The sequence below is a fragment of the Caballeronia sp. ATUFL_F1_KS4A genome (genome assembly GCF_023630905.1).
Classification (GTDB): Bacteria; Pseudomonadota; Gammaproteobacteria; order Burkholderiales; family Burkholderiaceae; genus Caballeronia; species Caballeronia zhejiangensis.
In genome coordinates, this window is record NZ_JALQEB010000011.1 from 106251 (window position 1) to 130692 (window position 24442).

Genomic DNA, 24442 nt, shown 5'->3' on the forward strand with positions numbered 1-24442 from the left:
CGAAACCCGGCTTATACGGCCATCGGCGCCGTGAGCGCGTCGTGATGCTTGTAGCCTTCGAGCGCGAAATCCTTCGGCTCGATCTTCTCCAGCCATTCCGGTTCATAGCGCTTCGTCACCGCGTAATCCGGCACGCGATCGGAGATGATCAGTTGCGGCGAAGGCAGCGGCTCGCGCTTCAGTTGCTCGTGCAGCATGTCGAGCTGGTTTTCGTAGATGTGCGCGTCGCCGATGAAGTACGTGAACCAGCGCGGCTTGTAGCCCGTCAGCCGTCCGACGAGATGCAGGAGCGCCGCGCCTTCAGTCAGATTGAACGGCGTGCCGAGGCCGACGTCGTTGCTGCGGATGTACAGACACAGCGAAATCTCGCGCGTCACCGCGTTCGGGATGAACTGATACAGCAGATGGCACGCGGGCAGCGCGATCTCGTCGAGCTTCGCCGGATTCCACGCGTGAAACAGAATGCGCCGGTCGGTCGGGCGCTCGATGATCGTGTCGAGACATTGACGCAACTGATCGATCGCCTTGTACAGCAGCACCTGCTCGCGCCCGTTTTCGACGAAACTCGTCACGAGCTGATAGCCGCGATTCGTGGCGTCGGCGATCTGGTCGCCCGCGCAGGCGTCGACGAGCTTGTACGCGGGCCACTTGCGCCACTGCACGCCGTAGACGTCGCCGAGATCGTCCGGACCCTGGCGATACGGATTCTCGAGCCACTCCGGATTCTCGTTGGCGTTGGCGTCCCACACCTTGCAGCCGAGCGCGCGAAAGTCCGCCGCGCTCTTCGACGCGCGCAGAAAGCCCACGAGTTCGCCGATCGCCGACTTGAACGCGAGCTTTTTCGTGGTCACGGCCGGGAAGCCTTGCTGCAGGTCGAAACGCAGCATCGCGCCGGGCATGCTGATCGTGCGGATGCCCGTGCGGTTTTCCTGCCAAGTGCCGGTATCGAGAATCGTCTGGACGAGCTCGAGATACTGTTTCATTCGATGTTCCCTGGGTACGCTGCGCGCCCTCGCGAGCGGAAGGCGTAAACGATCGATTTTACCAAGCGATGGATGCGGGCGCTTAGTGCAGCGGCACGAAAAAACGGGCGCCTTGTGGCGCCCGTCCGGTGTTCGTCCGCGACCTGGCTGTCAGCCGCGCGTGGCGTGCTCCGAGGGCGCATCGACCTCGATGTGACGCATGCCATGCGCGCTCAACAGCCGATACAGCGTCACGCGCGAGATGCCCAATTCGTGCGCGGCGTCGCCAAGACGCCCGCGATGGCGCAGCAGCGCGAGTTCGATCGCCTGTCGTTCGGCGGCCTCGCGCGCCTGTGCGAGCGAGACCGGCGCGACTTCGACGTATTCGCCGAGTTCGAGATCGCGCGCTGTGATCTGGCGCCCTTCCGACATCACGATGGCGCGCCGCACGCGGTTGATGAGCTCGCGCACGTTGCCCGGCCAGCCGTAGTTGTGGATCGCGGCGATCGCATCCGGCGAGAATCCGCGCAGACGACGGCTCGCGTCCTTTTTGAAGCGGTCGAGCATGTGCTTCGCGAGCAGCTCGATGTCCTTGCCGCGCGCGCGCAGCGGCGGCTCGTCGATCTGCAGCACGCACAGCCGGTGATACAGGTCCGCGCGAAAGCGCCCTTCGATCATCGCGGTCTGCATGTCGACGTGCGTCGCGGAAATGATGCGCACGTCGACGGGCGTCGAGCCGTGTCCGCCGAGGCGCTCCACCTTGCGCTCCTGCAGGAAGCGCAACAGGCTCGCCTGGCTTTCGAGCGGCAGGTCGCCGATTTCATCGAGGAACAGCGTGCCGCCATTGGCCGCTTCGACACGGCCGATCTTGCGTTGATTCGCGCCCGTGAAAGCGCCGCGTTCGTAGCCGAAGAGCTCCGATTGCAGCAGATGCGCGGGAATCGCGCCACAGTTGATCGCCACGAACGGCTGATCGCGGCGCGCCGAGCGCTCGTGAATGGCAACAGCCGTGAGTTCCTTGCCGGTGCCGGATTCGCCGGAGATGAACACGGGCGCATCGGTCATCGCGACTTTGCGGATCGAGCGGAAGAGCGCGAGCATCGCGTCGCACGAACCGACCATTTCGCCCTCGGCGCGGCCCTCGCTGCGCGCATCGTTCGACGCGGCGTCATGCAGCGAAACCATGCCGTACGCATGACCGACGGAATCGACGATGCGGTCGTTGGACGTCGGCAGCGTCACGTAATCGAAGCAATAGTCGCGAATGAGACGCCGCACGGCAGCGTCTTCCAGTTGCCCGGCAACCGTGGCCGCGACCCAGCCCACGTTGGTCATCGTCAGCGACGATTCGAACGCCGCCAGTTCATGAGATTCGAAATGACTCGACAGATCGAGCAGCCCGCCGGTCGCCAGATCGCTGCGCAAAGCCTTGCGCGTGTCGCGCGCGTTCGCGACGATTTCGATATGCCAACCGCGCTCCTCGAATCGCGCGCACAGCGTCTCGCTTGGATCGCGAGTCACATAGATGAGTTGCCGCCGAGCGACGTCCATTATTCAGATCCTTTGTTCAACATTCGTTGAAAAGGTCACGTAGTTCAAGGCTCGCGCTACATCGCAAACTTCGTTGCCCTCGCACGTTGCTCGCAAACGTCTGGAGAGGATTTGCCATTCGAACCGTCGCCCCCGGGACACGGCGCGAAACACCACGCACCCTTCCACGAAACCCTTTATGTCTGATTCTGCGCCGTTTTTGAGAGACTACTATAACCCAGAAACCCCGGAAACAAATATCGCGAGAGTCGCCGGATTAGCCACAAAACCTTGACAGGACGGCCTTGGCAAGAATTTCTCACACGATTATCAACGAGATTGCGCACAATTTAATAAGACAAAATCTTATACCGATTTCGCCGGAAGTTCACGTTTTTCTGCCTTCATGTTTCAGCAGTGAAACGTTTACAGCCGAATTTTTGCTGCGGACTTTCGTCGGATTTTCGCGATTCATTGCGCAGCAACGCTCTGCCGGACATGGCACGCAATTCGCTCCAATAGAACCGCGCTCGAAGGTAAGAAATACTCGCTGCCGAACGAGCGTTCATCTTTATCCCTGCGTTCGACTCCCGCTTAATCGTTTTACCGAGAAAGCGATTACTTTATTTCCGGATATTTCCGTGGCGGGAATTTATTACTTGGTTATGTCGTCACGATGGCACGCGATAGTTCTTTAAGGCGCGGAGAAACAACCGACGCGCATCAAAATGGCGAGAACGCGGACGAATCCGCCGCGTCGGGCCTGCCCGACGATCGTCCGACTGGCTCGGGCGTCAGCGTGACGCTATGGGACGAGATCGCGCCGCCCCCATGGCACACGACGCTGCCGCTCGGCGACGAAGCGCCGGAGGCGTAGGCCCGCGCGGCGCGCCGAGCGCTGGCCGCGCCGCAAGCGTCGGTTAGAATCGTCACCCGGCCGCGCTGCCCGCGCGCGCCAGCTTGCCGGACTTCTATTCCATGACGACGCTGACTCTGATCGTCGCCCGCGCGCGCAATGGCGTGATCGGACGCGAAAACCAACTGCCCTGGCGCCTGCCCGAGGATCTCGCCTTCTTCAAGCGCACGACGATGGGCGCGCCCATCATCATGGGCCGCAAGACGCATGAATCCATCGGCAGGGCGCTGCCGGGGCGGCGCAATATCGTCGTGTCGCGCGACGGCACCCGGCGCTACGAAGGCTGCGATGTCGTGACGAGCCTCGAAGCGGCGCTCGCGCTCGAACCGGCGAAGGAAGCGTTTCTGATCGGCGGCGCGCAGTTGTATCAGGATGCCATTGCGCGTGCGGACAAGATGATCGTCACCGAGATCGACGCCGATTTCGATGGCGACACGCGCTTTCCGGCGCCCGATCCCGAGTTGTGGCGCGAAGTGTCGCGCGAGACGCATCGCGCAGCGGCGCCGAACGATTTCGCGTTCGCCTTCGTGACTTACGAGCGCATCGCCTCGTCGGAATGAAGCCGGAATGAAAAAAGGCTCCGGATGCGCTCCGGAGCCTTTCTGTTCTCGACCGGCGCGGCTTACTGGCCCGCGACCGTCATCCGCTCGATCAGCACCGAGCCGATTTCCTTCGTGCCGCGCACGACGGTATCCGCGCCGATTGCCTCGATATGGCGGAACATCTCCTGCAGCGTGCTCGCCACGGTGATTTCCTCGACGGCATGCACGATCTTGCCGTTCTCGACCCAGAAACCCGACGCGCCGCGCGAGTAGTCGCCCGTCACGTAGTTCACGCCCTGCCCCATCAGTTCGGTAAGCAGGAGGCCGGTATCGAGCTTCTTCAGCATCGCTTCGAAGTCGTCCTCGGGCTTCGTGTGCGCGCTCGTCATCGTCAGATTGTGCGAGCCGCCCGCGTTGCCGGTCGTCTGCATGCCGAGCTTGCGCGCCGAATACGTCGAGAGGAAATAGCCCTGCACGACGCCATCCTCGACGACGTTACGGCGTTGCGTACGCACGCCTTCTTCGTCGAACGGGGCGCTGCCCATGCCGCCCTTCACATGCGGATCCTCGACGATCTGGATATGCGGCGCGAACACCGGCTTGCCGAGGCTATCGACGAGGAACGTAGTCTTGCGATACAACGCGCCGCCGCTCACCGACTGCACGAACGCGCCGAGAATGCCCGCCGCGAGCGGCGCTTCGAACAGCACGCGGCACTTGCGCGTGTCGAGGCTCTTCGCGTTGAGCCGCGCGAGCGCCCGCTCGGCGGCGTAGCGGCCGACGGCTTCTGGCGCCGCAAGCGCGGATGCATCGCGTTTGGACGTGTACCAGTCGTCGCGCTGCATGTCGCGGCCGGCCGCGGCGATCGGCGCGCACGCAATGTAGTGACGCGAGTACGGATAGCCCGCCATGAAGCCGCGCGACGTCGCGAGCACGAACTGCGAATGCTGCGCGGAAACGCTCGCGCCTTCCGAATTGGTCACGCGCTTGTCGACGGCGAACGCTGCGGCCTCCGCGCGGCGCGCGATCTCGGCGGCCTCTTCGGCGTCGATGTCCCACGGGTGATAAAGATCGAGGTCCTGCGGCGACTTTTCCAGCAACTCGGCTTCCGCGAGGCCGGCCGCGCTGTCCTCCGCCGTGAAGCGCGCGATGTTGTACGCGGCCGCGACCGTGTCGCGCAATGCGTCGCGCGTGAAGTCCGCAGTGCTCGCGTTGCCGCGCTTCTTGCCGATGAACACGGTCACGCCGACCATCTTGTCGCGATTGTGCTCGATGGTCTCCACTTCGCCGCGCCGCACGCTCACCGACAGGCCGTCGCCCTCGGAGATCTCGGTGGCCGCATCGCTCGCGCCGAGTTCCTTCGCGTAGCGCAGGATGTCGGAGGCGATCTCCTTCAGCTCATCCTGCGTATGCGGGAAGTAGCGTTGCTTGACGTCCATGTCTGCTGCCATTTTTGGTTGCCTTTGGAAGTCGGGCGTGTCGCGCCCGCGCATGTCGTGATTGCTTCGGGATTCCCGGCCAGATGCGCTCGTCGTCGAGCATCGCAAAGCGGGACCGGCGTATCACGCGATCATAGCAAGGACGGCGTGCATTCACCCGCCAAGGTTTGTCGCAGCGCCGGCCGCGACCCGGCAAAAGCGATGCGGGCGCAAGCTACAATGTCGGGATGAACCGTAAAACCCGCATTCAACCGATCGATTCCGGCCGCGACGACGATCGCGAGGCCGACGAAAACGGCTACGACCGTCCGAGCAAATCCCAGCTCAAGCGCGAAATGCACGCGCTGCAGGAGCTGGGGGAAGCGCTCATCGCGCTGCCCAAGGATGCGCTCAAACGCATGCCGATGCCCGAGGATCTCGGCGACGCCGTGCGCGAGGCACGCCGCATCACCGATCACGAAGGCAAGCGCCGTCAGTTGCAGTACGTCGGCAAGGTCATGCGCTCGCTGACCGAAGACGAAGTCGCCGCGCTGCGCACCGCGCTCGACACCCATCGCGGCGTGAACAAGGCCGAAACCGCGCGCATGCACTGGATCGAGCGCACGCGCGAACAATTGCTCGCCGATGACGCCGCGCTCACCGAATTCATCCGCACGCATCCGGGCGTCGATCCGCAGGAAGGCCGCACGCTGATCCGCAACGCGCGCAAGGAGCGCGAGCAGCAAAAGCCGCCGCGCTATTACCGCGAACTCTTCCAGTGGATCAAGAACGCGTCGGGCGCGCAAGACGACGATGTCGAAGACGACGAGGACGATCGCGATGACGACGCATGACGAACTGATAGTCGGACTGGTGTCGATCAGCGATCGCGCGTCTTCCGGCGTCTACGAGGACAAGGGCTTGCCGTCGCTCGTCGAGTGGCTCGGCGCGGCGCTCTCGACGCCGTTTCGGGCCGAGACGCGGCTGATTCACGACGACGCCGCGACCATTTCCGCGACGCTCGTCGAGCTCGTCGATACGCACCGCTGCGATCTGGTGCTGACGACAGGCGGCACCGGCCCGTCCCGCCGCGACGTGACGCCCGAGGCGACGCTCGCCGTCGCCACCAAGCCGATGCCCGGCTTCGGCGAGCAGATGCGCCAGATCAGCCTGAATTTCGTGCCGACGGCCATTCTCTCGCGGCAAGTCGCGGTGATTCGCGAAACGGAAGACCACGCTGCGCTCATCATCAATCTGCCGGGCCAGCCGAAGTCGATCCGCGAAACGCTCGAAGGTCTGAAAGACGCAGACGGCAGAACGAGAGTGCCGGGCATTTTCGCGGCCGTGCCGTATTGCATCGATCTGATCGGCGGGCCGTATATCGAAACGCGGCCGGAAGTGGTCGCCGCGTTTCGTCCGAAGAGCGCGATCCGCCCGCCGAAGAATTAGGACGCGGCTGCGCTCGCCGACGGAATCAGGAAATGCTGGCGGTAGTACTTGAGCTCGTCGATCGACTCGTGGATATCGGCGAGCGCCGTGTGCATCGCACGCTTCTGAAAGCCCTTGTAAATCGCCGGCTGCCAGCGGCGGCACAGTTCCTTCAACGTGCTGACGTCGAGATTGCGATAGTGGAAGAACGTCTCCAGTTCGGGCATCCAGCGCGCCATGAAGCGGCGGTCCTGGCAGATCGAGTTGCCGCACATCGGCGATTTGCCGGGCGGCACGTAAGCCCCGAGAAAATCGCGGATCTGGCGCGTGGCTTCGGCTTCATCGATCGTCGATGCCTTCACGCGCTCCGTCAGCCCCGAGCGGCCGTGCGTGTTGCGATTCCACTCGTCCATGCGGCCGAGCGCTTCTTCCGTCTGATGAATCGCGAGGACCGGGCCTTCGACCATCTTGTCGAGCGTCGAATTCGTGACGACCACCGCGATCTCGATGATGCGATCGTTGTCCGGATCGAGGCCGGTCATCTCCATGTCGAGCCACACGAGGTTCATGTCGCTGCGCGCGAGCGCGTTTTCTTCTGATTCGGGCGTGGTGGAGATGTCGGTCATGAAAAGCGGCCTGAAAGATGGGAAAGCCATGCCGCACAGTTTCTGAGCGCGCCGGCACGGCCTAGAACCTATAATTCTCGCATAGTTCAATCGGAATTCCCGGATGACCAACCTCACTCTCGCCTTCTCGACGATCTTCGTCGTCGCCCTCGTCGCGATGGTTTCGACCAAGCTGTGGCTCGCATCGCGCCAGATCCGCTACGTCGCCGCGCATCGCAACGGCGTGCCCGCGCAATTCAGCGGCACGATCCCGCTCACGGCGCATCAGCGCGCCGCGGATTACACCGTCGAGCGCACGCGCCTCACCATGATCGAAGTCGTCACGAGCGCGGTCGTGCTCGTCGCGCTGACGCTGCTCGGCGGCGTCCAGGCGCTCGATCTCGCCATTTCGGACTGGCTCGGCCGCGGCTATCTCGGACAGATCGCGCTGGTGGCGTCGGTGGTGGCGATCACGAGCGTCATCGATCTGCCGTTCGACTACATCCGCCATTTCGTGATCGAGGAAAAGTTCGGCTTCAATCGCATGTCGAAGAAGCTCTTCTTCGTCGATCTCGTCAAGGGCACGGTGCTCGCCATCGTGATCGGCGCGCCGCTCTTGCTGCTCACGCTCTGGCTCATGGATCGCGCCGGCACCTTCTGGTGGCTGTGGACGTGGATGGTCTGGGTGGCTTTCCAGCTGCTCGCGATGATCATCTATCCGACCTTCATCGCGCCGCTCTTCAACAAGTTCGAACCGCTGAAGGATGAAGCACTCGTCGCACGCATCACGAATCTGATGTCGCGCACGGGCTTCGCCGCGAAAGGCCTGTTCGTGATGGACGGCAGCCGCCGCTCGGCGCACGGCAACGCGTATTTCACCGGCTTTGGCGCGGCAAAGCGCATCGTGTTCTTCGACACGCTGCTCGCGCGGCTTTCCGGCAACGAAATCGAAGCGGTGCTCGCGCACGAACTCGGCCATTTCAAGCGCCGTCACGTTCTGAAGCTGATGGTCGTCATGTTCGGCATCAGCCTCGCGATGCTCGCGCTGCTCGGCTGGCTCATTCAGACGACGTGGTTCTATGAAGGTCTCGGCGTGCGGCCGTCGCTCGTCGGCAGCAATAACGGGCTCGCGCTCGTGCTCTTCATGCTCGTGCTGCCCGTGTTCATGTTCTTCATCACGCCGCTCGGCAGCCTGACATCGCGCAAGAACGAGTTCGAAGCCGATGCTTTCGCCGCCAGCCAGACCGATCCGAAGGATCTCGTGAACGCGCTCGTGAAGCTGTATGAAGACAACGCGTCGACGCTCACGCCCGATCCGATCTACACCGCGTTCTACTACTCGCATCCGCCCGCCTCGCAGCGCATCGACCGCCTGATGCAGCACGCCGCATGACGCGCGGGTTCAAGCGGTCAGGTGCGGCGGCACGGCTCGAAGGCACGGTGATCGCCGCGCACGGGCGGCACTATCTCGTCACGCCCGAAGACGGCGGCGCGATGCTCCAGTGCTTCCCGCGCGGCAAGAAAAGCGAAGTGGCCGTAGGCGATCGCGTGTTCTACGAGCAGTCGTCGGCGGATCAGGGCGTGATCGTCGAGATCGCCGAACGGCGCAATCTGCTCTATCGTTCCGATCAGTTCAAGTCGAAGCTCTTCGCGGCGAATCTCGATCAACTTCTGATCGTGCTCGCCACCGAGCCGCATTTCAGCGAAGACCTGCTCGGACGCGCGCTGATCGCGGCCGAGGCGCACGGTCTGGAATCGCTGATCGTATTGAACAAGATCGATGTCGAAAGCGCGTTGCCGCTCGCGCGCGAACGTCTCGCGCCGTATCGCGAACTCGGCTACACGGTGATCGAGCTCTCGGCGAAGATGGCGCCCGGCGACGTTCATCCGCAACTCGACGCACGCCTCAAAGACCGCTCGACGATCCTGCTCGGTCAATCCGGCATGGGCAAATCGACGCTCGTGAACCTGCTCGTCCCCGATGCCGACGCCGCCACACGCGAGATTTCGTCCGCGCTCAACAGCGGCCGTCATACGACCACATTCACGCGTCTCTACGATCTGCCAGGCGGCGGCTCGCTGATCGATTCGCCGGGCTTTCAGGAATTCGGCCTGCATCATCTGTCGGAAGGCCAGCTCGAGCGCGCCTTCGCCGATTTCCGGCCTTATCTCGGACATTGCCGCTTCTACAACTGCCATCATCTGCACGAGCCGGGATGCGCGGTGCTCGAAGCCGTCGAAGCGGGAAAGATTCGCCCCGAACGTCACGCGCTCTACGCGCAACTCGTGCACGAAGCCAGCCAGATCGTTCGATGAAGCGGCTCACGCGCGCTCCCGATCTCATCACGGCGCAGCATTGGGTGAACGTGCTGTCGGCCGCGGGCGTGCCGTGCGAGTTGCACAACCGTTATTTGAATGGCGCGATGGGGGAGATTCCGGCCGATCAGTGCGCGCCGGAAATCTGGATCGTCGACGATCGCGACGAAGCGCTGGCCTTGCGCCTTCTGGAGCGCGCGAGAAAAGGGCCGGACGCGAACGCCCGGCCCTGGAAGTGCAAGCATTGCGGCGAGTGGCTGGAGCCGCAGTTCACCGTCTGCTGGAATTGCCAGACGGCGCGCGATCCGCTCGACGATTGATTACGCCAGCCACACGGCGATCGTCAGCATCAGCAGCAGCAACATCCACAAAATGACTGCCCGCCATACGAGGCCGACAGCCGATTGCAGCGTGCGCGGCGTGCAATCGTCGCCGACGGGCAACGGACTGGCATCGCCGACGGCAAGCGCTTCGACCGAAAGCGGCTCGGCGAGCGGCCCCGCGAGACGCGCGCCCAGCGCACCGCTGCCCGCTGCCAGCAACACGCCTTCGTTTGCGTCCGGCCATTGGCGCGCGTGATTGCGCCACGCGTAAATGGCGTCCTCGAAATTGCCGACGATCGCGAAACCGAGCGACGTCAGACGCGCGGGCACCCAATCGATGATGAAGAACGCGCGTTGCGCGAACGACGAGAACTCCGCGGTGCGCTCGGGATTCGGCTTCGACCACGCGCGCGCGAGGTATTCGGCGATGCGATAGAGCACCGCGCCCGCCGGGCCGATCGGAATCAGAAACCAGAAGAACACGCCGAACACGTGCCGGTGCGATGCCACGACCGCATGAACCAGCGTATGCCGGACGATTTCGCTTACAGGCATGTCGACCGTATCGATGCCGGTCCACTCGGCCAGCACTTCGCGCGCGCGCGGAACGTCGTCGTTGTTGAGCGCGAGGTGGATATCGGTGAAATAGTGGCTGAACTGCCGGAAACCGAGCGTGAAATAGACGATCACTACGTTCCAGAAGAATGCCAGAACGAAGTTGATCCGATAGAGCACGTAATAGACGAGCCCGACGAAGAGCGTCCACGGCAGCACGACCACGAGCCACGCGACGATGCCATGCTTCTCCTTGCCGGCATCGAAACCGTGCGCGGTGGATTCCGCATGATATTGAAGCAACGCCGAAATCGGATTGTGCGGCGATAACGCGCGCATCTGCTCAATGACGAGAGCCAGCAATACGGAGAAAAAAGTCATGCGAAGCGCCGAAACGGTCGGATAGTTCGAGTTTCGCGTAACGATAGCACAGCGCCCGACGCCTTTAATGCGCTAAGTATTTGCGCAACGCGCAACAAGGGCGCGGACTTTTCGCGCCGTCACGCGCGAGCCACGAGGAAGCGATAAAAATTGCGCAACATGCCAGCCGTTGCGCCCCAGATGAAATAAGGAGCCTTCCCGTCGCCGGGGCTGTATGGCATGGCAAAAAAACGACGCTCGCCGCCTTCCCAGCGAAAGACCCGCACTTCATGATTCGCGGGATTCATGAGCCACGCGAGCGGCACTTCGAAGATATCGGCGACTTCGCGTGTATCGGCCTTCAATGTGAATGGCGGATTCACGAGCGCGACGACCGGCGTCACCTTGAAACCCGTGCCCGTCAGATACTCGGGCATCGCGCCGATGACCTCGCAATGCTCCGCGCCCAACCCCACCTCTTCGTAGGCCTCGCGAAGCGCGGTGGCGGCGGCATCGGCGTCTTCGGGCTCGCGTCGGCCGCCCGGAAAACTGATCTGCCCCGCGTGATCCGACAGATGATCGGCCCGCTGCGTCAGCAGCACGGTCAAGCCGCCCTCGCGCACGACGAGCGGCACCAGCACGGACGCCACGCGCGGATCGCCGCCGATCGCCTTGATGCGCTGCTCGCGCTCTTCCTGCGCCCAGTCGAGATCCATCGCGAAACGCGCGCGCAAGCCTTCAGGCGTGAGGCGCTCGGGCGGAACGGGCGGGAGTGTCTCGCCCGTCGAGAGGACGGGCATCGTTTCGGGTTCGAGGATGCGGGGAGTCGAAGTCTTTCCGGTGGACACGGGTCGAGAACGGTTCTGTGGAAGCCTCAATTTGAACACACCAAAGAAAAAAGCACCCGAGGGGTGCTTTTTCCGTACTGCTTCTGGCGAGGGACTTACTCTGCGGAAGCAGCAGACTTGTCCTTGAACACCAGCTTTTCCTTGATTCGAGCCGACTTGCCCGAACGCTCGCGCAGGTAGTAGAGCTTCGCACGGCGGACATCGCCACGACGCTTCACGACGATGCTCGCGAGCAGCGGCGAGTAGGTCTGGAACGTACGCTCGACGCCTTCGCCCGACGAGATCTTGCGGACGATGAAGTTCGAGTTCAGGCCACGGTTACGCTTCGCGATGACGACGCCTTCGTAAGCCTGAACACGCTTGCGCGTGCCTTCGACCACGTTCACGTTGACGACGACGGTATCGCCCGGCGCGAAGTCGGGGATGCTCTTCTCGCCCAGAACGCGTGCGATCTCTTCCTTCTCGAGTTGCTCAATCAGATTCATTACTGACTCCTTGTGCCATCTTGCCGGAGTTGTGTGCCTTGTATTGAGTCAGGCCCCGGTAGAGGATGGGTTTGCTTCAGGCGCCGATACCACTCGACGCCCCCATTTTCCCGCTCGTCCGCTCGAAACCTATGCGGGCTTCGACGCTTCCTTCGCGAGTTCTGCGAGCCACGCCTCATCGGCACGGCTCAACATCTTGCTGCGGCGCGCCCGCTCGATCAGATCGGGCCGCTTGTTGAATGTGTTGCGCAATGCTTCGCGCCTGCGCCAGGCGTCGATTTCCTTGTGATGGCCGCCGAGCAGCACATCGGGAACGCGCACGCCGTCGTACTCTTCCGGACGCGTGTAGTGCGGGCAATCGAGCAGCACATCGACGAAACTGTCCTGCACCGCCGATTGCGCGTCGTTCAGCACACCCGGCAACTGACGCACTACGGCGTCCATCAGCGCCATGGCGGGGAGTTCTCCGCCGGACAGCACGAAGTCGCCGAGGCTCACTTCTTCGTCCACTTCACGGTCGATCAGGCGCTGATCGATCGCTTCGTAACGGCCGCACAGCAATACGAGACCGGGTTCCTGCGCGAATCGCATCACGCGATCGTGATCCAGCTTCGCACCTTGCGGCGACATCATCACGACGCGCGTCGACGTGATGCCCTGCTCACGCTGCGCAGCCTTCGCCGCGTGGATCGCGTCTTCCAGCGGGCGCGCCAGCATGACCATGCCGGGGCCGCCGCCGTAAGGGCGATCGTCGACGGTGCGGTAGTTGTCCGTGGTGAAATCGCGCGGATTCCACGTACGCAGACCGAACCGCTCCTGCTTCACCGCCCGGCTGGTGATGCCCCAGTCGGTCAGCGCGCGAAACATTTCGGGAAAGAGCGTTACGACATCGAACTGCATCGCTCTCTCCGTAACGTGCCGATGTTCAATAATCGGCGTCCCAGTCGACGACGATACGCTTCGCCGCCCGGTCCACCGTCTTCACATATACGCCGACGAACGGAATGAGCCGCTCGCCGGTGACGGGCGCGCCGTCCTTGTTCGTATTCGGATACTCGATCCGCAGAATGGAATGCGCGCCGTTGTCGATAAGATCGGCGACGCGACCAAGCGCAACGCCAGCTTCATTTTCGACATCGAGGCCGATCAGATCGACCCAGTAGAATTCGTCGTCGCTGTCGAGCTTCGGGAAATCGCCACGCGCGATATTCACCGTATGGCCCTTCAGCGCGAGCGCCGCATCGCGGTCATCGCAGCCGGCCAGACGCGCGACGATGGTATCGGCGTGCACTTTCGACTGCAGGCAGCGCGCGGACTTGCGATCGCGGCCTTTGACGAGCCACCAGCGTTTGGCGCTCAGCAGCGCGTCGCCGCCCTGCTTGCCGTTCGCGTGCGGAACGATCTTGACCCAACCCTTCAGACCGTACGCATCGGCGATAAAACCGACTTCGACGGCGTCTTCGGGCAAAGCCTCGACCCGCTCGATTGCGGCTTCCGGCTGAATGCTGCCTTTATCGCTGCCTTTGTTGCTACCCGAAACGTCGCCCGCCACGCGGCGCGCGCCCGGCTTGCGGACGAACGCGCCAAACGTGGCGGAACTTTCATCTTGCCCCGGCTTCGTTCGGCCGATGTTTTCCGATGCGCGGCCGGATTCAGAATCGCGCGCGGACATCGGCGAACCTTTGGGCAGGTTTCGAGCGTTTACTACAGCGTCGGCTCAGCGAACTCAAGCAGCCGGCTGGGCTTGCTGAGCTTGCTTGACGAGACGCTCGACGGTCGGCGACAGTTGCGCGCCAACGCCTTGCCAGTACGTCAGGCGATCTTGCGCGATGCGCAGCGATTCGCCCTTGGTCGCGACCGGGTTGTAGAAACCCACGCGCTCGATGAAGCGGCCGTCACGGCGGCTACGCGAGTCGGTTGCGACGATGTTGTAGAACGGGCGCTTCTTCGAGCCGCCACGAGCCAAGCGGATGATGACCATGCTGAAATCCTTGAAAACCGGGGTTCGGAACAACGAGAACAGGCGATTATAGCCGGATTCCGACGCCCTAACAAACACTTAACGCATTTTTTGCATGTGACGGCAAGTTCGACAAGAATTCGGCGCGTTGCCGGATACCGGAAATCACGCCGATGCGGCAACGTGCCATGGGCGGCGTGCTCGGCGGTAGGCGTAAAATGTCAGACCGGCGTCCGCCTCAATCCACCACCGCTTTCGCTGATGACTTCCTCGTCCGTCGCCACGCAATCCGGCTCCAAGCCGGCCGGCAAGCAGGTTCCGCCATACTTCCGCTCGAAAACGCTGACCGCCGCGCTGGCGTTCCTGTTCGGCTATATCGGACTGCATCGCTTTTACCTCTATGGAATGCGCGACAAGTACGGCTGGGCGCATATCGTCGGTATCGTCATGGGCGCGTTCGGCTATCTGCTGCTCGCCGAAACGGAGCGCACGTCGATTCTCGGCTGGGCGCTGGCGTTTCCCGGGTCAATCTCGCTGCTTGCGGCTTTCCTCTCCGCGCTCGTCTACGGCCTGCGCCCGGACGCCAAGTGGGACGCGCAATTCAACGCGCACACGGGACGCGAAAGCCGCTCCGGTTGGACCGTGATCTTCGTCGTGATCTTTTCGCTGCTGATCGGCGCATTTCTGCTGATGACCGGTCTCGCGCTCACGTTCCAGACTTATTTCGAAGGCCAGGTCGAAGCCGCGAAGACTTTGTCGCAATAGGACGTCAGAACAAATCGAGCTGCGGGCTCGCCGGCGGCGGCGGCCGTTTCGCCGGTCGCTGAAACTCGGACATATCGAGAATCCCGCGCTGTCTTGCATTAAGCCCAAGACGTTTCGTCGCCTTCTGAAAGCGCTGTTTCAGCATGTCGGCCCAAAGGCCCTCGCCTTTCATGCGCTTCGAGAAATCCGAGTCGTAATCCTTGCCGCCGCGCATATCGCGCACGCGGCTCATCACGCGATCCGCGCGGTCGGGAAAATGCGCGGCGAGCCAATCCTTGAAGAGCGGCGCGACTTCCCATGGCAGACGCAGCACGATATAGCTCGCGGTCGTCGCGCCCGCCTCTGCGCACGCTTCCAGCACACGCTCCAGGTCCGGCTCCGTCACGAACGGAATGACCGGCGCGATGCTCACGCCCACTGGAATGCCCGCCTCCGCGAGCGTGCGAATCGTGCGCAGACGCCGCGAAGGTGTGGCCGCGCGCGGTTCGAGCGTGCGCGCGATATCGGCATCGAGCGTGGTGACTGTGATCGCCGCCATCATCTGGCCGCGTTCGGCCATCGGCGCGAGCAGGTCTATGTCGCGCTCGATCAGCGAGCTCTTCGTGATCGCCGCGAACGGATGGCCGCAGTCGTGCAGCATCTGAATGACGCGCCGCGTGAGTTGCAGATCCCGTTCGACCGGCTGATACGCGTCCGTGTTGACGCCGAGCGCGATTGGCTCGGGCTCGTAGTTCGGCTTCGCCAGTTCGCGTTCGAGCAATTCGGGCGCGTTGATCTTCGCGTAAATGCGGCTTTCGAAATCGAGGCCGGGCGACAGTCCGAGATAGCTGTGCGTCGGACGAGCGAAACAGTAGATGCAGCCGTGCTCGCATCCGCGATAGGGATTGAGCGATACCGAGAACGGAATATCCGGCGAACTGTTGCGCGTGAGGATGGTTTTGGCGCGCTCTTCGAACACCTGCGTGCGCAGCGGCGGTGCGCTCTCGTCCTCGGCATCCGCGGCGTGCAGCCAGCCGTCGTCGACGCGCTCGCGCTCGTCCTTCTCGTAGCGGCCCTGGATGTTCGTGACCGCGCCGCGCCCCTTCAACGGAGCGGGCGGCGCGACGGGATATTCACGATCCGGCGATGACATTTGCGACAAAATCCAACGATTGATACTGTACAAATATACAGTATCGACGTTTCGTCGCAAGCGAAAAATCACGTCTCGACGAGAATCTTCAGCGTCTCCTTGATCTCCTCCATCACCACATAGCTCTTCGACTGAACCGCGCCCGGCAGTTGCAACAGGATGTCGCCGAGCAGCTTGCGATAGTCCGCCATTTCGCCGATCCGCGCCTTGATCAGATAGTCGAAATCGCCCGACACGAGATGACACTCGAGCACTTCGGGAATCTTCTGCACTTCGCGCCGGAACTGCTCGAACATGTTGCCGCTTTTGTGATCCAGCGTGATCTCGACGAACACGAGCAGCGCCGCGCCGAGTTCAGTCGGATTCACGCGCGCGTAATAGCCGACGATGACACCGTCGCGCTCCATGCGTTTCACGCGCTCGATACACGGCGTCACGGACAATCCGACGCGCTCCGCCAGATCCTTCATCGCGATGCGGCCGTCCTCCTGAAGGATGTTCAAGATCTTGTGATCGAGCTTGTCGAGCGTGCGGACCGGATTTCGCTGCGTTCGCATTTCTTTTTCCTGAAAATCGACCAAATACAATAACTAAAACTGCTTTGATCTCAATACTATAGGCGATAACACTAGACGGACAGGGTGTCGCAGGTTTGGCCGGCTGTCCAGCGAAATCGAATTGGAGATCACATGCGAATCGTTATTCTCGGAAGCGGCGTCGTCGGCGTGACGAGCGCGTATTACCTTGCTCGCGCCGGCCACGAAGTCACGGTCATCGATCGCGAAGCCGGGCCCGCGCTCGAAACGAGTTTCGCGAACGCCGGACAGATCTCTCCCGGTTATGCATCGCCGTGGGCCGCGCCGGGCGTGCCGCTGAAGGCCGTGAAGTGGATGTTCGAAAAGCACGCGCCGCTCGCGATCCGCCTCGACGGCACGATGAATCAGTTGCAATGGATGTGGCAAATGCTGCGTAACTGCACGCAAGATCGCTACACGGTGAACAAGGGCCGCATGGTCCGCCTCGCCGAATACAGCCGCGACTGCCTGCAGGCGCTGCGCGCGGACACGGGCATTTCCTATGAAGGCCGCACGGGGGGCACGCTGCAACTGTTCCGTACGCAGCAGCAATTCGATGGCGCGGGCAAGGACATCGCCGTGCTGAAAGACGCGAACGTGCCGTTCGAGCTGCTCACTGCCGACGAACTCAAGAAGGCCGAACCCGCGCTCGCCGCCGTGTCGCACAAGCTGACGGGCGGTCTGCGTCTGCCGAACGATGAAACCGGCGACTGCCAGATGTTCACCACGCGGCTCGCCGCAATGGCCGAAGCGCTCGGCGTCAAGTTCCGCTACAACACGTCGATCGACGCACTCGCCGTCGCGAATGGCCGCATCGCCGGCGTGCAGTGCGGCAAGGAACTGGTGACGGCGGATTCGTACGTCGTCGCGCTCGGCTCGTATTCGCCGAAACTGCTCGGCGATCTCGTCAAGATTCCGGTCTATCCGCTGAAGGGCTATTCGATTACCGCGCCGATCGTCGATGCGAACCGCGCGCCTGTGTCGACCGTGCTCGACGAAACGTACAAGATCGCGATCACGCGTTTCGACGACCGCATCCGCGTGGGCGGCATGGCGGAAATTGTCGGATACGACAAGAAGCTGAAAGCGGCGCGTCGCGAAACGCTCGAAATGTGCGTGAACGACCTCTTCCCGGGCGGCGGCGACACCACGAACGCCACGTTCTGGACCGGCCTGCGCCCGATGACGCCTGACGGCACGCCGATCGTCGGCCGCACGCCGGTGCCGAACCTGTTCCTGAACACGGGCCACGGCACGCTCGGCTGGACGATGTCGTGCGGCTCCGGCCAATTGCTCGCCGATCTCATGTCCGGCAAGCAGCCCGCGATCCGCGCGGACGACCTTTCGGTGCATCGCTATTTCGGCGACGTCGGCGTGAAGACGCGTCCGGGATACGCGAACGCGTAATTCGCGTTGTCGCATCAAAGCAAAGCAAAGGCGCCTTCGATGAAGGCGCTTTGTCGTTTCTAGAACTGATCTTCGCTGAGTGCGAGCACGCCTTCCCCGCCGTTCGCGCTGATGATGGACGCCTCGATCCCAGGAGCCAGCGACAGAATGTGCTCCGCGAAAAACTCGGCTGTCGCGATCTTCGCGGAATGAAAGCGCTCGTCTTCCGCGCGCTTCACCTGCGAGACGAGCATCGCGCGCGCCATCTGCCATCCGGACAACACGATGCCCGCAAGCCGCAGATACGGCACGCTGCCCGCGAACACCGCGTTCGGATCGCTCTTGAACTTCGCGACGATGAACTCGATCGCGCGCGCCAGCGACAGACTTCCCGCGCTCAAATGTCGATGCATCGACTTGAACGGCTTGCCATCCACTTCGGCGAGCGCGGCGATCGTCTGATCGATCTGCGCGAGCAGCGCTTGCGCCGCACGGCCACCATCGCGCACGGTCTTGCGACCGACGAGGTCGTTCGCCTGAATCGCCGTCGTGCCTTCGTAGATCGGCAGAATGCGCGCATCGCGATAATGCTGCGCCGCGCCCGTCTCCTCGATGTAGCCCATGCCGCCATGCACCTGCACGCCGATACTCGCGACATCGACCGACATTTCCGTGGAAAAGCCCTTCACGATCGGCACGAGATATTCGTAGATCGCCTGATGACTCTTCCTCGCGTCATCGTCCGGATGGCCGTGCGCGAGATCGCTGTGCGACGCTGCGACGTAGGCGAGCGCGCGGGCGCCTTCGGTGTAGGCGCGCATCGTCGAGAGCATGCGGCGCACGTCGGGATGATGGATGATCGTCACCGGCTCCTTCGCGCTGCCATCGACGGGACGGCTCTGCACGCGCTCCTTCGCGTACGCGACCGCCTGCTGATACGCGCGCTCGGCGATCGCGACACCCTGCATGCCGACCGCAAAACGCGCCGCGTTCATCATGATGAACATGTATTCGAGGCCGCGATTCGCCTCGCCGATCAGATACCCGGTCGCCCCGCCGTGATCGCCGTATTGCAGCACGGCCGTCGGGCTCGCCTTGATGCCGAGCTTGTGCTCGATCGACACGCAATGCACGTCGTTGCGCTCGCCGAGCGAGCCGTCGTCATTGACGAGGAACTTCGGCACGAGAAAGAGCGAGATGCCTTTCACGCCCTCGGGCGCATCGGGCGTGCGCGCGAGCACGAGATGGACGATGTTCTTCGCCATGTCGTGTTCGCCGTACGTGATGAAGATTTTCGTGCCGAAGACCTTGTACGTGCCATCGCCCTGCGGCTCGGCCCGCGTGCGCACGAGCGCGAGATCGGAACCCGCCTGCGGCTCGGTGAGGTTCATCGTGCCGGTCCATTCGCCGCCAATGAACTTCGGCAGATAGCGCGCCTTCTGCTCGTCGCTGCCGGCGGTGAGGAGCGCCTCGATTGCGCCGTCGGTGAGCAGCGGGCACAGCGCGAAAGAGAGATTCGCCGAGTTGAGCGCTTCGATGCACGGCGTCGCGATGAGCTTCGGCAAGCCCTGTCCGCCGAAGTCCGCCGGATGCACGACGCCTTGCCAGCCGCCTTCCGCGAACTGGCGGAACGCGTTCTTGAAGCCGGGCGTCGTCGTGACTTCGCCGTTCGCCCAGGCGCTCGGATTGCGATCGCCTTCGACGTTCAGCGGCGCGATTACTTCGCTGCAAAAGCGCGCGGCTTCTTCGACGACGGCCTGCGCCGTATCGAAGCCCGCGTCTTCGTGACCGGGCAGCGCGGCGATGCGGTCGATATCCGCCAGCTCCTTCACTACGAACAACATGTCCTTGACGGGTGCGCGATAGCTCATCGTCCTGTCTCCTCCTGTTTCAATTTTCGGGTACAAAAAAAGGGCGCAACGTTCGTCGCGCCCTTTCTTATTTTTGTGGTGAGTGTTCGACTCACATGGCGCGGTTAGCCGAGCTCTTTCACCAGTTCCGGCACGACCGAGAACAGATCGCCGACGAGACCGTAATCGGCGACGCTGAAGATCGGCGCTTCCGGGTCTTTGTTGATGGCGACGATGACTTTCGAGTCCTTCATGCCGGCCAAGTGCTGAATCGCGCCCGAGATGCCGACCGCAACGTACAGTTGCGGCGCGACGATCTTGCCGGTTTGACCCACCTGAAAATCGTTCGGGACATAGCCGGCATCGACTGCCGCGCGCGATGCGCCCAGCGCCGCGCCGAGTTTGTCGGCGAGCGGTTCTAGCGTCTTCGTGTAGTTCTCGCCGCTGCCCAGACCACGGCCACCCGACACGATGATGTGCGCGCTCGTCAGTTCCGGACGATCGAGCTTCGTCACTTCACGGCTCACGAACTGCGAGATGCCTGCATCGGCTGCGGCTTCGATCTTCTCGACCGATGCGCTGCCGCCTTCCGCCGCAACCGGATCGAAGCCCGTCGCGCGAACGGTGATGACCTTGATCGCATCGCTCGATTGAACCGTGGCGATGGCGTTGCCTGCGTAGATCGGGCGTTCGAAAGTATCGGCGCTATCGACGGCGGTGATGTCGCTGATTTGCGCGACATCCAAGTGTGCAGCGATACGCGGCGCGACGTTCTTACCGTACGCGGTCGCCGGAGCCAGAATGTGCGAATAATCCTTCGCGATGTTCAACACCGTAGCTTCGACGTTCTCCGCCAAGCCTTCAGCGAGTTGCGGCGCATCGGCGAGCAGCACTTTCGAAACGCCCGCGATCTTCGCCGCCGCATCCGCCGCGCCCTGCGCGTTCGATCCCGCGATCAGCACATGCACATCGCCACCAATCTTCGATGCCGCTGCAACCGTGTTCAGCGTCGCGGCCTTGATCGACGCATTGTCGTGTTCTGCAATTACGAGAATCGTCATGTTCAGATCACCTTCGCTTCGGTTTTCAGTTTTTCGACCAGCGTCTTCACGTCGGGCACGGTGATGCCCGCGCTGCGCTTCGGTGGCTCGACGACTTTCAGCGTCTTGAGACGCGGCGCGACATCGACGCCGAGATCGGCGGGCTTCACCGTCGTCAGCGGCTTCTTCTTCGCCTTCATGATGTTCGGCAGCGTCACGTAGCGCGGCTCGTTCAGACGCAGATCGGTGGTGACGACTGCGGGCAATTTCAGCGACAGCGTTTCGGCGCCGCCATCGACTTCGCGCGATACCGTGGCTTTGCCATCGGCAACGACGACCTTCGATGCGAACGTCGCTTGCGGCAAACCCGCCAGTGCAGCGAGCATCTGGCCGGTTTGATTCGAGTCGTCGTCGATGGCCTGCTTGCCCAGGATGACGAGCTCAGGCTTCTCTTGATCGACTAGCGCCTTCAGGATCTTCGCGACCGCCAGCGGCTGCAGTTCATCGGCGGATTCGACCAGGATCGCGCGATCCGCACCGATAGCCAACGCTGTCCGCAACGTCTCCTGAGATTGCGTAACACCACACGACACAGCGATCACTTCCGTAGCAACACCCGCTTCCTTCAGACGCACCGCCTCTTCCACGGCGATTTCGTCGAACGGGTTCATCGACATCTTCACGTTGGCGATATCGACACCCGTGTTATCCGATTTCACGCGGACCTTCACGTTGTAGTCGACCACGCGCTTGACTGGCACCAGAATTTTCATGCACACGCTCCAAAGTTACGATTACGTCAACCCAGCGCCATTATACGAGTGACGCGTAAGATCACCCCTCCAAAAGCGGGTGGGGTCGGCGATCGTGCAATAGGTATGAGCCGAATTTTATCGAACGATCGTTCTATTTATATCCACGAAAACCCGAATCCGACCATGAAAACGATTACCAGGCCGTAATCACCGCGCCGGCGTACTTGCCTTCGATGAACTGCTTCACTTCCGGCGAGTGATACGCCGCGATCAGCTTCGCAACCCACGGCTTGTCCTTGTCGGCCGCGCGAACCGCGATGATGTTCACATACGGACCGCGCGGATCTTCGATTGCGATCGCGTCCGACTTCGGCTTCAGGCCCGCTTCCATCGCGAAGTTCGTATTGATGGCGGCGGCATCGACGTCGTCGAGCGAGCGCGGAATCTGCGCGGCGTCGAGTTCGACGATCTTCAGCTTCTTCGGATTCTCGACGATATCGAGCGGCGTCGCTTTCAGACCCGCATCCGCGCGCAGCTTGATGAGACCTTGCTTCTGCAGCAGCAGCAATGCGCGGCCGCCGTTGGTCGGATCGTTCGGCACCGCGATGCGCGCGCCGTTGGCAAGCGCCGACAGCGACTTCAGCTTCTTCGAGTAGATGCCCATCGGGAACGTCACCGTATCGGCGACCTTGACGAGCTTGTAGCCGCGATCCTTCACTTGCGCGTCGAGATACGGCAGATGCTGATAGCTGTTCGCATCGAGATCGCCGGCGGCGAGCGCGGCGTTCGGCTGCACGTAATCCGAGAACTCGACGACCGTGACCTTCAGCCCGTTTTTCGCGGCGACCTGCTTCACCACGTCCATGATCTGCGCGTGCGGGCCGCCGGTCACGCCCAACTTGATGGCTTCATCGGCGTGCGCGGCACCGTTGAACAGCGTTGCGCTCAACAGCGCGGCGGCGAACTTCAGAATGAATCGACGTTGCATGGTTTCTTGAGTGGTTATTTGTGACTGAGACGACGAACGAGCCAGTCGCCGAACGACTGAACGAGCTGCACGAACACGATGAGAATGACCACGACCGTGATCATCACTTCAGGAAGAAAACGCTGATAACCATAGCGGATGCCGAGATCGCCGAGACCGCCGCCGCCGATCGCGCCCGCCATCGCCGAATAGCCGACGAGCGACACGAACGTGATCGTCAATCCAGCGACGACGCCCGGCAGCGATTCCGGCAACAGCACTTTGAAGACGATCTGCGATGTCGTCGCGCCCATTGCCTGCGCGGCCTCGATGAGTCCGCGATCCACTTCGCGCAGTGCCGTCTCGACGAGCCGCGCGATGAACGGCGCAGCGGCGATCGTCAGCGGCACGACGGCGGCCGCGGTGCCGATCGACGAGCCGACGACGAGCCGCGTGAACGGAATCACCGCGACGAGAAGGATGATGAACGGCGTCGAGCGCACCGCATTCACGATGCCGCCGAGCACCCGATTCACGCCGATGTTCTGCAGCACGCCGTCGCGATCGGTGAGATAGAGCAGCACGCCGAGCGGCAAACCGACCGCCGCGCCGACGAGTCCCGAGATGCCGACCATGATCAGCGTTTCCCAGAACGACTGGACGAACATGTCGAACATTTCACTCAACATGGGACAACTCCTCCACGACGACGCCCTGCGAGCGCAAATATTCGATCGCTTCGGCGATCTTCACCGGCTGACCGCCCGCGAGCACCGCGAGCGAGCCGAACGCCTGCCCCTGAATCTCGTCGATCTGGCCGTGCAGGATGTTGAAATCGAGTTCGTAGCGGCGGATCGTCTCCGAGAGAATCGGCTGATCGACGCCCGAGCCCGTGAACGCGAGCCGCAGCAAATGACCGCTGCCGGTCTTGAGCCGCTCGATCACGCGTGCCTTCAATGCGGGCGGCAACTCGTGCGCGATCACGTCGCCGATCAGTGCGCGCGTGACTTCGTGATGCGGCTGCATGAAGACATCGACGACCTTGCCCTCTTCGACCACGCGCCCGGCGTCGAGCACCGCGACGCGATCGCAGACCTGTTTGATCACTTCCATCTGATGCGTGATGAGCACGATGGTGAGCCCGAGCTCGCGATTGATCTTGCGCAGCAGATCGAGAATCGCGCGCGTGGTTTCGGGATCGAGCGCGGACGTGGCTTCGTCGGAGAGCAGCACTGTCGGCTTGCTCGCGAGCGCCCGCGCAATCCCGACGCGCTGCTTCTGTCCGCCGCTGATCTGCGCGGGATACTTGTCCTTGTGCGTCGTGAGGCCGACGAGATCGAGCAGCGGCAACACGGCCGCTTCGATCTCCGCGCGCTTCTTGCCGGCGAGTTCGAGCGGCAGCGCGACGTTGTCGTACACCGTGCGCGAGCTCAGCAGATTGAAATGCTGAAAGATCATGCCGATGTCGCGGCGCGCGGCGCGCAGATCGTCCTTGCCGAGCGTCGTGAGATCGCGTCCGTCGACGATCACATTGCCTTCGCTCGGCCGCGTCAGCAGATTGATCGTGCGAACCAGCGTGCTCTTGCCCGCGCCGCTGCGCCCGATGATGCCGAACACTTCGCCGGCGGGAATCGTCAGATTGACGTTGTGCAGCGCTTCGACCCAGCCTCGGGGCCCCGCGAAACGCTGCGAAAGATTGCGTATTTCGATCATGAAAATGCAAA

General features: G+C 62.6%; 27 protein-coding genes. 9 read left to right on the forward strand and 18 right to left on the reverse strand.

Annotated elements, in window-relative coordinates:
- Window positions 1-11: 11 nt before the first annotated feature.
- Together NCS03_RS10390 and NCS03_RS10395 are read right to left on the reverse strand one after the other, a co-directional pair.
- A complete protein-coding gene (locus tag NCS03_RS10390) occupies window positions 12-983 on the reverse strand; it encodes a thymidylate synthase (RefSeq protein ID WP_008342312.1) in 972 nt (323 codons plus the stop codon).
- 150 nt (window positions 984-1133) lie between these two features.
- Window positions 1134-2513 (reverse strand): sigma-54 dependent transcriptional regulator, encoded by a 1380-nt coding sequence (locus NCS03_RS10395; RefSeq protein WP_008342313.1) that lies wholly within the window; start codon window positions 2511-2513, stop codon window positions 1134-1136.
- A 655-nt stretch (window positions 2514-3168) separates the two neighbouring features.
- Here NCS03_RS10395 and NCS03_RS10400 point away from each other — a divergent pair.
- Window positions 3169-3369, forward strand: coding sequence for a hypothetical protein (locus tag NCS03_RS10400; RefSeq protein WP_008342315.1), 201 nt, complete (start codon window positions 3169-3171; stop codon window positions 3367-3369).
- Between the two features lie 101 nt (window positions 3370-3470).
- Window positions 3471-3968 (forward strand): dihydrofolate reductase, encoded by a 498-nt coding sequence (locus NCS03_RS10405; protein WP_250496926.1) that lies wholly within the window; start codon window positions 3471-3473, stop codon window positions 3966-3968.
- 62 nt (window positions 3969-4030) lie between these two features.
- On the opposite strand, the gene pmbA is transcribed toward NCS03_RS10405, so the two are convergent.
- Complete coding sequence (gene pmbA, locus NCS03_RS10410) at window positions 4031-5401, reverse strand: metalloprotease PmbA (RefSeq protein ID WP_008342321.1); 1371 nt, start codon at window positions 5399-5401, stop codon at window positions 4031-4033.
- Between the two features lie 215 nt (window positions 5402-5616).
- On the opposite strand from pmbA, the gene yjgA reads away from it, so the two are divergent.
- Together yjgA and mog are read left to right on the forward strand one after the other, a co-directional pair.
- Window positions 5617-6222: a ribosome biogenesis factor YjgA gene (yjgA, locus tag NCS03_RS10415; protein WP_034472813.1), complete on the forward strand. Its 606-nt coding sequence runs from the start codon at window positions 5617-5619 to the stop codon at window positions 6220-6222.
- Window positions 6209-6817 (forward strand): molybdopterin adenylyltransferase, encoded by a 609-nt coding sequence (gene mog, locus NCS03_RS10420; RefSeq protein WP_250529131.1) that lies wholly within the window; start codon window positions 6209-6211, stop codon window positions 6815-6817. Before yjgA ends, mog begins: the two co-directional genes overlap by 14 nt.
- Here mog and orn read toward each other — a convergent pair.
- On the reverse strand, window positions 6814-7422 hold the full coding sequence (orn, locus tag NCS03_RS10425) for an oligoribonuclease (RefSeq protein ID WP_250529132.1): 609 nt from the start codon (window positions 7420-7422) through the stop codon (window positions 6814-6816). The genes mog and orn overlap by 4 nt on opposite strands.
- Window positions 7423-7525: 103 nt before the next feature.
- On the opposite strand from orn, the gene NCS03_RS10430 reads away from it, so the two are divergent.
- The 3 genes from NCS03_RS10430 to NCS03_RS10440 are packed head-to-tail and all read left to right on the forward strand — an operon-like array spanning window position 7526 to window position 10037.
- On the forward strand, window positions 7526-8794 hold the full coding sequence (locus NCS03_RS10430; protein WP_008342330.1) for a M48 family metallopeptidase: 1269 nt from the start codon (window positions 7526-7528) through the stop codon (window positions 8792-8794).
- Window positions 8791-9717, forward strand: a complete 927-nt coding sequence (gene rsgA, locus NCS03_RS10435) for a ribosome small subunit-dependent GTPase A (protein WP_250434988.1) — start codon at window positions 8791-8793, stop codon at window positions 9715-9717. Before NCS03_RS10430 ends, rsgA begins: the two co-directional genes overlap by 4 nt.
- The gene (locus NCS03_RS10440) at window positions 9714-10037 is read left to right on the forward strand and encodes a putative signal transducing protein (protein WP_034472677.1); all 324 of its coding nucleotides are present in this window, start codon (window positions 9714-9716) and stop codon (window positions 10035-10037) included. The genes rsgA and NCS03_RS10440 overlap by 4 nt, the downstream gene beginning before the upstream one ends.
- Here NCS03_RS10440 and NCS03_RS10445 read toward each other — a convergent pair whose 3' ends face one another.
- From NCS03_RS10445 to rpsP, 6 genes are all read right to left on the reverse strand, one after another.
- Window positions 10038-10976, reverse strand: a complete 939-nt coding sequence (locus NCS03_RS10445) for a CobD/CbiB family protein (protein ID WP_008342334.1) — start codon at window positions 10974-10976, stop codon at window positions 10038-10040.
- Window positions 10977-11095: 119 nt separating this feature from the next.
- Entirely contained in the window at window positions 11096-11755 is a 660-nt protein-coding gene (locus NCS03_RS10450) for a CoA pyrophosphatase (RefSeq protein WP_008342336.1), read from the reverse strand.
- Window positions 11756-11898: 143 nt separating this feature from the next.
- Entirely contained in the window at window positions 11899-12288 is a 390-nt protein-coding gene (rplS, locus tag NCS03_RS10455; protein WP_008342338.1) for a 50S ribosomal protein L19, read from the reverse strand.
- Window positions 12289-12417: 129 nt separating this feature from the next.
- On the reverse strand, window positions 12418-13188 hold the full coding sequence (trmD, locus tag NCS03_RS10460; protein ID WP_008342340.1) for a tRNA (guanosine(37)-N1)-methyltransferase TrmD: 771 nt from the start codon (window positions 13186-13188) through the stop codon (window positions 12418-12420).
- Window positions 13189-13213: 25 nt separating this feature from the next.
- The gene (gene rimM / locus NCS03_RS10465) at window positions 13214-13960 is read right to left on the reverse strand and encodes a ribosome maturation factor RimM (RefSeq protein ID WP_250523062.1); all 747 of its coding nucleotides are present in this window, start codon (window positions 13958-13960) and stop codon (window positions 13214-13216) included.
- Between the two features lie 54 nt (window positions 13961-14014).
- Window positions 14015-14269 (reverse strand): 30S ribosomal protein S16, encoded by a 255-nt coding sequence (gene rpsP, locus NCS03_RS10470; protein WP_008342343.1) that lies wholly within the window; start codon window positions 14267-14269, stop codon window positions 14015-14017.
- A 240-nt stretch (window positions 14270-14509) separates the two neighbouring features.
- On the opposite strand from rpsP, the gene NCS03_RS10475 reads away from it, so the two are divergent.
- Window positions 14510-15013: a TM2 domain-containing protein gene (locus NCS03_RS10475; protein ID WP_034472686.1), complete on the forward strand. Its 504-nt coding sequence runs from the start codon at window positions 14510-14512 to the stop codon at window positions 15011-15013.
- 4 nt (window positions 15014-15017) lie between these two features.
- Here the strand turns inward: NCS03_RS10475 and NCS03_RS10480 are convergent, their stop codons facing one another.
- Together NCS03_RS10480 and NCS03_RS10485 are read right to left on the reverse strand one after the other, a co-directional pair.
- Window positions 15018-16145, reverse strand: a complete 1128-nt coding sequence (locus NCS03_RS10480) for a PA0069 family radical SAM protein (protein WP_008342347.1) — start codon at window positions 16143-16145, stop codon at window positions 15018-15020.
- 68 nt (window positions 16146-16213) lie between these two features.
- The gene (locus NCS03_RS10485) at window positions 16214-16702 is read right to left on the reverse strand and encodes an Lrp/AsnC ligand binding domain-containing protein (RefSeq protein WP_008342349.1); all 489 of its coding nucleotides are present in this window, start codon (window positions 16700-16702) and stop codon (window positions 16214-16216) included.
- A gap of 132 nt (window positions 16703-16834) precedes the next feature.
- Between NCS03_RS10485 and NCS03_RS10490 the strand changes: the two genes are divergently transcribed.
- Window positions 16835-18127, forward strand: a complete 1293-nt coding sequence (locus NCS03_RS10490; RefSeq protein ID WP_034472691.1) for a D-amino acid dehydrogenase — start codon at window positions 16835-16837, stop codon at window positions 18125-18127.
- 59 nt (window positions 18128-18186) lie between these two features.
- On the opposite strand, the gene NCS03_RS10495 is transcribed toward NCS03_RS10490, so the two are convergent.
- The 6 genes from NCS03_RS10495 to NCS03_RS10520 all read right to left on the reverse strand — a co-directional run bounded on the left by NCS03_RS10495 (window position 18187) and on the right by NCS03_RS10520 (window position 24431).
- Window positions 18187-19977, reverse strand: a complete 1791-nt coding sequence (locus NCS03_RS10495) for an acyl-CoA dehydrogenase (RefSeq protein WP_250529133.1) — start codon at window positions 19975-19977, stop codon at window positions 18187-18189.
- A 104-nt stretch (window positions 19978-20081) separates the two neighbouring features.
- Window positions 20082-21017: an electron transfer flavoprotein subunit alpha/FixB family protein gene (locus tag NCS03_RS10500; RefSeq protein ID WP_250529134.1), complete on the reverse strand. Its 936-nt coding sequence runs from the start codon at window positions 21015-21017 to the stop codon at window positions 20082-20084.
- Window positions 21018-21019: 2 nt separating this feature from the next.
- Complete coding sequence (locus tag NCS03_RS10505; protein ID WP_250496932.1) at window positions 21020-21769, reverse strand: electron transfer flavoprotein subunit beta/FixA family protein; 750 nt, start codon at window positions 21767-21769, stop codon at window positions 21020-21022.
- Window positions 21770-21944: 175 nt separating this feature from the next.
- On the reverse strand, window positions 21945-22739 hold the full coding sequence (locus tag NCS03_RS10510; RefSeq protein WP_250460427.1) for a MetQ/NlpA family ABC transporter substrate-binding protein: 795 nt from the start codon (window positions 22737-22739) through the stop codon (window positions 21945-21947).
- Window positions 22740-22753: 14 nt separating this feature from the next.
- Window positions 22754-23407: a methionine ABC transporter permease gene (locus NCS03_RS10515; protein WP_008342358.1), complete on the reverse strand. Its 654-nt coding sequence runs from the start codon at window positions 23405-23407 to the stop codon at window positions 22754-22756.
- Window positions 23397-24431, reverse strand: a complete 1035-nt coding sequence (locus tag NCS03_RS10520) for a methionine ABC transporter ATP-binding protein (RefSeq protein WP_008342360.1) — start codon at window positions 24429-24431, stop codon at window positions 23397-23399. The genes NCS03_RS10515 and NCS03_RS10520 overlap by 11 nt, the downstream gene beginning before the upstream one ends.
- Between the last annotated feature and the right edge of the window lie 11 nt (window positions 24432-24442).

Excerpts from the sequence above, each read along its gene's own strand:
- NCS03_RS10390 (WP_008342312.1), bottom strand. The coding sequence starts at position 983 with ATGAAACAGTATCTCGAGCTCGTCCAGACGATTCTCGATACCGGCACT.
- NCS03_RS10395 (WP_008342313.1), bottom strand. The coding sequence starts at position 2,513 with ATGGACGTCGCTCGGCGGCAACTCATCTATGTGACTCGCGATCCAAGC.
- NCS03_RS10400 (WP_008342315.1), top strand. The coding sequence starts at position 3,169 with ATGGCACGCGATAGTTCTTTAAGGCGCGGAGAAACAACCGACGCGCAT.
- NCS03_RS10405 (WP_250496926.1), top strand. The coding sequence starts at position 3,471 with ATGACGACGCTGACTCTGATCGTCGCCCGCGCGCGCAATGGCGTGATC.
- pmbA (WP_008342321.1), bottom strand. The coding sequence starts at position 5,401 with ATGGCAGCAGACATGGACGTCAAGCAACGCTACTTCCCGCATACGCAG.
- yjgA (WP_034472813.1), top strand. The coding sequence starts at position 5,617 with ATGAACCGTAAAACCCGCATTCAACCGATCGATTCCGGCCGCGACGAC.
- mog (WP_250529131.1), top strand. The coding sequence starts at position 6,209 with ATGACGACGCATGACGAACTGATAGTCGGACTGGTGTCGATCAGCGAT.
- orn (WP_250529132.1), bottom strand. The coding sequence starts at position 7,422 with ATGACCGACATCTCCACCACGCCCGAATCAGAAGAAAACGCGCTCGCG.
- NCS03_RS10430 (WP_008342330.1), top strand. The coding sequence starts at position 7,526 with ATGACCAACCTCACTCTCGCCTTCTCGACGATCTTCGTCGTCGCCCTC.
- rsgA (WP_250434988.1), top strand. The coding sequence starts at position 8,791 with ATGACGCGCGGGTTCAAGCGGTCAGGTGCGGCGGCACGGCTCGAAGGC.
- NCS03_RS10440 (WP_034472677.1), top strand. The coding sequence starts at position 9,714 with ATGAAGCGGCTCACGCGCGCTCCCGATCTCATCACGGCGCAGCATTGG.
- NCS03_RS10445 (WP_008342334.1), bottom strand. The coding sequence starts at position 10,976 with ATGACTTTTTTCTCCGTATTGCTGGCTCTCGTCATTGAGCAGATGCGC.
- NCS03_RS10450 (WP_008342336.1), bottom strand. The coding sequence starts at position 11,755 with ATGCCCGTCCTCTCGACGGGCGAGACACTCCCGCCCGTTCCGCCCGAG.
- rplS (WP_008342338.1), bottom strand. The coding sequence starts at position 12,288 with ATGAATCTGATTGAGCAACTCGAGAAGGAAGAGATCGCACGCGTTCTG.
- trmD (WP_008342340.1), bottom strand. The coding sequence starts at position 13,188 with ATGCAGTTCGATGTCGTAACGCTCTTTCCCGAAATGTTTCGCGCGCTG.
- rimM (WP_250523062.1), bottom strand. The coding sequence starts at position 13,960 with ATGTCCGCGCGCGATTCTGAATCCGGCCGCGCATCGGAAAACATCGGC.
- rpsP (WP_008342343.1), bottom strand. The coding sequence starts at position 14,269 with ATGGTCATCATCCGCTTGGCTCGTGGCGGCTCGAAGAAGCGCCCGTTC.
- NCS03_RS10475 (WP_034472686.1), top strand. The coding sequence starts at position 14,510 with ATGACTTCCTCGTCCGTCGCCACGCAATCCGGCTCCAAGCCGGCCGGC.
- NCS03_RS10480 (WP_008342347.1), bottom strand. The coding sequence starts at position 16,145 with ATGTCATCGCCGGATCGTGAATATCCCGTCGCGCCGCCCGCTCCGTTG.
- NCS03_RS10485 (WP_008342349.1), bottom strand. The coding sequence starts at position 16,702 with ATGCGAACGCAGCGAAATCCGGTCCGCACGCTCGACAAGCTCGATCAC.
- NCS03_RS10490 (WP_034472691.1), top strand. The coding sequence starts at position 16,835 with ATGCGAATCGTTATTCTCGGAAGCGGCGTCGTCGGCGTGACGAGCGCG.
- NCS03_RS10495 (WP_250529133.1), bottom strand. The coding sequence starts at position 19,977 with ATGAGCTATCGCGCACCCGTCAAGGACATGTTGTTCGTAGTGAAGGAG.
- NCS03_RS10500 (WP_250529134.1), bottom strand. The coding sequence starts at position 21,017 with ATGACGATTCTCGTAATTGCAGAACACGACAATGCGTCGATCAAGGCC.
- NCS03_RS10505 (WP_250496932.1), bottom strand. The coding sequence starts at position 21,769 with ATGAAAATTCTGGTGCCAGTCAAGCGCGTGGTCGACTACAACGTGAAG.
- NCS03_RS10510 (WP_250460427.1), bottom strand. The coding sequence starts at position 22,739 with ATGCAACGTCGATTCATTCTGAAGTTCGCCGCCGCGCTGTTGAGCGCA.
- NCS03_RS10515 (WP_008342358.1), bottom strand. The coding sequence starts at position 23,407 with ATGTTGAGTGAAATGTTCGACATGTTCGTCCAGTCGTTCTGGGAAACG.
- NCS03_RS10520 (WP_008342360.1), bottom strand. The coding sequence starts at position 24,431 with ATGATCGAAATACGCAATCTTTCGCAGCGTTTCGCGGGGCCCCGAGGC.